At 65.7% G+C, this 3,479-nt stretch carries 3 protein-coding genes and 1 pseudogene; all 4 read right to left on the bottom strand.

What is annotated here, in order from left to right:
* Positions 1–195, bottom strand: a pseudogene (locus tag FVW27_RS10740) (UDP-N-acetylmuramoyl-tripeptide--D-alanyl-D-alanine ligase); the annotation flags it as partial.
* Positions 188–1,123 carry an alpha/beta fold hydrolase gene (locus tag FVW27_RS10735; RefSeq protein WP_167125031.1) on the bottom strand — a complete coding sequence of 312 codons (936 nt, stop codon included), beginning with the start codon at positions 1,121–1,123 and terminating at the stop codon, positions 188–190. The gene FVW27_RS10735 and the pseudogene FVW27_RS10740, both read right to left, overlap by 8 nt.
* Before the next feature lie 294 nt (positions 1,124–1,417).
* Positions 1,418–1,918 (bottom strand): hypothetical protein, encoded by a 501-nt coding sequence (locus FVW27_RS10730; RefSeq protein WP_167125030.1) that lies wholly within the window; start codon positions 1,916–1,918, stop codon positions 1,418–1,420.
* A 204-nt stretch (positions 1,919–2,122) separates the two neighbouring features.
* Positions 2,123–3,479 (bottom strand): D-alanine--D-alanine ligase (locus FVW27_RS10725; RefSeq protein WP_243838354.1); only part of this gene is annotated, 1,357 nt, incomplete at its 5' end.

The raw sequence follows: 3,479 nt of genomic DNA, 5'->3' as shown, positions 1-3,479 counted from the left end.
CGGCGCGGCCAGCGCCGCGCCCCAGCAGGCCAGCAGGGGCAGGGTGGCGCGCTTGTCGAAGGCGCGGGCGGCGGCCATCCAGCGCAGGAAACGCGGGCCGTCGTATTCTTCCTGCTGGAAGATGTGCAGCCAGGTCAGGCAGCGCCGCACGGCGAACGCAAGAAACGCCGCGCCCAGAAACAGAGAGCTAGCCACCGAAGATTTCCTCGCAGAAGGTGTCCAGGGCGTACGCGGCCTGATGGCCGCCCGCCGTCAGAATGTCCAGATGCCCGAAGCGCGGCAGCACCTGCAGGTGCGCGTGCGGCAGCAGCCGGGCAAAATCCTGCCCCATGGAGGGCGGGGTTTCCGTGTCGTTTTCTCCGTACAGCAGGTGCACGGGGCAGGCCACGCGGGCGGCCACGTCGGACAGGTTCTCGTTGACCACGCTGACGAACACGGGCCGCAGGGCGCCGGCGTTGGCGTAGTCCGCACTGCCGAAGAAGCGTCGCACCCGCTCCGCGCCAAAGCCCAGCCAGTTGAGGTGCTTCAGCGTTTTGAACGCGGCGATGCGGCACCCGCGCGTGAATTTTTCCATGGGGGTGCGGCGGCGGGGCAGCCCGGCGGCGGCCATCAGGAACAGCCCGTCCAGCAGGTCCGGGTGGCGGGCCGCCAGTTGCAGGCCCACCCGGCAGCCGAAGGAATGCCCCACCCATATCCGTTTGCCGCGCGGCAGGGTGCGCAGCCACGCGGCGGCGTGATCGGCGTAGTCCTGCGTGCCCCACGTGGCGGGCGGCATGCCGGAGCGACCGAAGCCGGGCATGTCCAGCAGGTAGTTGTCGCGCCCGTGGGTGCAGGTGTTGGCCAGCGGCAGCAGGTTGGCGTGGGTGTGCATCCAGCCGTGCGCCCAGATGATTTGGGGGCCGATGCGCGGGGTGGTGGCGTCGCCTGTAGGGGCCGTGTCTGGGCCGTTGGCCGCAGTGCGGCGGGCGGGCGCCGTATCGGGCAGGTGCACCACGTGCAGGTATGGCCCCCCGCTTGCGGAAGTCGCGGGGGGCGCGGAACAGGCGGCGGCGGGGGAAATGCTTGCGTCTGCGGTTGGTTGCGGGATGGTTGTCCGGGTGACGGTCGGAGGGGCGGAATTCATGCTGGCCTCGAAGTGGTGTGTTCGGCGCGACAGCCATTGCGCCCGTGCGTGCCTCGTGTCTGAAGGCCGCGGGCAGCGGTGGAAAGAAGAGGCGAAGAGGGACCGGGCATGCGGCGTGGCGCGCCCCGTGGTGTACACCGGGGGCGCGCGAAGGGGCAAGGGCGGAAGGCGGCGCGTGACCGCATGGGCAACGGGATATCGGGCCGGTTTCGGGCTGGCGTTCCGGAAGGCCAGCGCCCGGACCATGCGTCAGGCTGTCGTGCTGCGCGATTTCGTCATGCGCCGTGCGGCAGCCTAATCATGCATGTCCGATGCCGACCACGGCTTGAACACCGAAAGAAACAGCATGAACAATATCACTGCCCACTGAATGATGTTTATTAAGATGTGTGTAAATATTATTTTTGCACTTTCTTCGGCTATATTCTGCATTGATGTGCTGATGGTGATGGAATATTCAAGCCATGGAACAACTATTATGGCTCCAAATAATATAAACGAAACATTTATTATCCATTTTATGGTTATCCATTTGAAACGGAAAAATCCATATTTTGTCTTCAAGCCATATATGAATCCTGTTATCGAGCATCCCAATGCTCCGGGGGCGATGATGTAATAATCAAGAAGCATGAGAATGCTGCTTTTTGCATGAAATTCTTCAGGGTTTTGCGGGTGGTACAGGCATATCAGCAAGGCTAGCGATGCAGTCCCGCCAATCCACAGTCCAGCGAAAAAAATGTGGAGGATCTTCAGTACCCGCTTGAACCGCACGGAGATGGATGTTGTCGTCATGCTTTGCCCGCCGTGTTTGATGTCCCATCAGGCCATCAGCCTCTGCGACCAGGGCCTTGAAGGAAAGGAAGCAGTTTTCGGTGTCGGCGGCCCGCCCGCGGCTGGCGTGGGCGGACCTTTCGTTGTGAAGCAAGGGATGGAGGGCGAGGCCGCGAGGCTGCCCGGACGGAAGCGTCCGTGGCGTCCACCGACCGAATGCCGTGGCTACCGGCGGGGGAACAGCCGGGCAGCCTCGGGGGTCGGATCCTCCGGGCAGGCGGTGTGCCGGGCCATGGCCCGCGCCTCGTCGATCATCAGCGAGAGCAGCCGGGTGAAGCGCACCGGGGTTTCCGCCGCTTCCCACAGGAAGAACGCGAACGAACCGGGGATGGGGTTCACCTCGTTCAGCCACACCTCGTCGCGGGTGGCGTCGTACATGAAGTCCATGCGCGGCGCGCCGGTGCCGCCAAAGGCCGCGTAGGTGCGCACGGCAAGGTCGCGGATGCGGCCTTCCAGGCTTTCGGGCAGGTCGGGGTTGATCTCTCGCGTCAGCGAAAGCATGCCCGCACTGCCGGAATCGCCCGCGCTCTTGGTGCCGCCCGCCTTGCTGCCGGTCTTTCCGCCCGACGAAAGGTACTTCTGGCGAAAGTCCAGCAGTTCGCTGTCGCGCTTGGGCCGCTCGATGGCCGAGGTGGCGTGCCCTTCTCCGTTGCGTCGCACCGAAATGTTGTATTCCACGCAGCCGTCCAGGTACGGCTCCACGATGGCCACGGTGTCGTTCCTGAACAGGCCCGGCAGCACCGCCTCGATGTCCTCGATGGAATCCACCTTGGCCACGCCTATGCTGCTGCCAAGGTGCGCGGGCTTCAGGCAGCCGGGCAGGGTGATGCCCGCCAGCGCGGCCTCGATGTCGGCGCGCGCGGGCAGCAGGCCGCCCACGGGCTTGCGCAGCACTGCGCAGGGCAGCATGGGAATGCCCGTACCGGCCAGGGCTTGCTTGGTGGCCGCCTTGTCCATGAAGATGGCGGACGCCAGCACGCGCATGCCGGTGTAGGGAATGCCCGCAGCCTCGAACAGGCCCTGCATGTCGCCGTCTTCACCGTAGGGGCCGTGGAAGGCGGGGATGGCCACGTCGAAGGGAATGCGCCTGGGCTTGCCGAACAGCCTGGAGGCCTGCTCCACCAGCATGCCGCCCTTGCCGGGGGCGATTTCCAGCGACACGGCGGGCAGGCCGTCGGCATCGCGGGCGGGGATGTAGGTGGCGCGGTCCAGCAGCTTTTCGCCGGTGCGCCAGACGCCGCAGCGGTCCACGTAGACGGGCACGGGTTCGTACTGCGCGGCGTCCAGCGCCTGGATGACCTGCAACCCGGTGACGATGCTGACGTCATGCTCGGGCGAACGCCCGCCGAAAAAGACCGCGACGCGGATTTTGCCGTTGGACATGATGGCTTCCTGTATGGTTTGCGGGCGCGGCGTGGGGCCGGGCTGCCCGCCATGTGGATGGTCGCGATGGCCGATGGGGCCGGGGGGCGACGGTGCCGTGCGGCGCGGGCCTTCCGGAATGCGGAAGACGGCGCGCGGC

Source organism: Nitratidesulfovibrio liaohensis (assembly GCF_011682075.1).
In the GTDB taxonomy this organism is placed as follows: domain Bacteria; phylum Desulfobacterota; class Desulfovibrionia; order Desulfovibrionales; family Desulfovibrionaceae; genus Cupidesulfovibrio; species Cupidesulfovibrio liaohensis.
Note: the sequence above shows the minus strand (reverse complement) of the source record. Positions and strands in the feature narration are given on the sequence as shown.

Bases quoted from the DNA above. Each gene is read 5' to 3' on its own strand.
- FVW27_RS10735 (WP_167125031.1), bottom strand. From the start codon at position 1,123: ATGAATTCCGCCCCTCCGACCGTCACCCGGACAACCATCCCGCAACCA.
- FVW27_RS10730 (WP_167125030.1), bottom strand. From the start codon at position 1,918: ATGACGACAACATCCATCTCCGTGCGGTTCAAGCGGGTACTGAAGATC.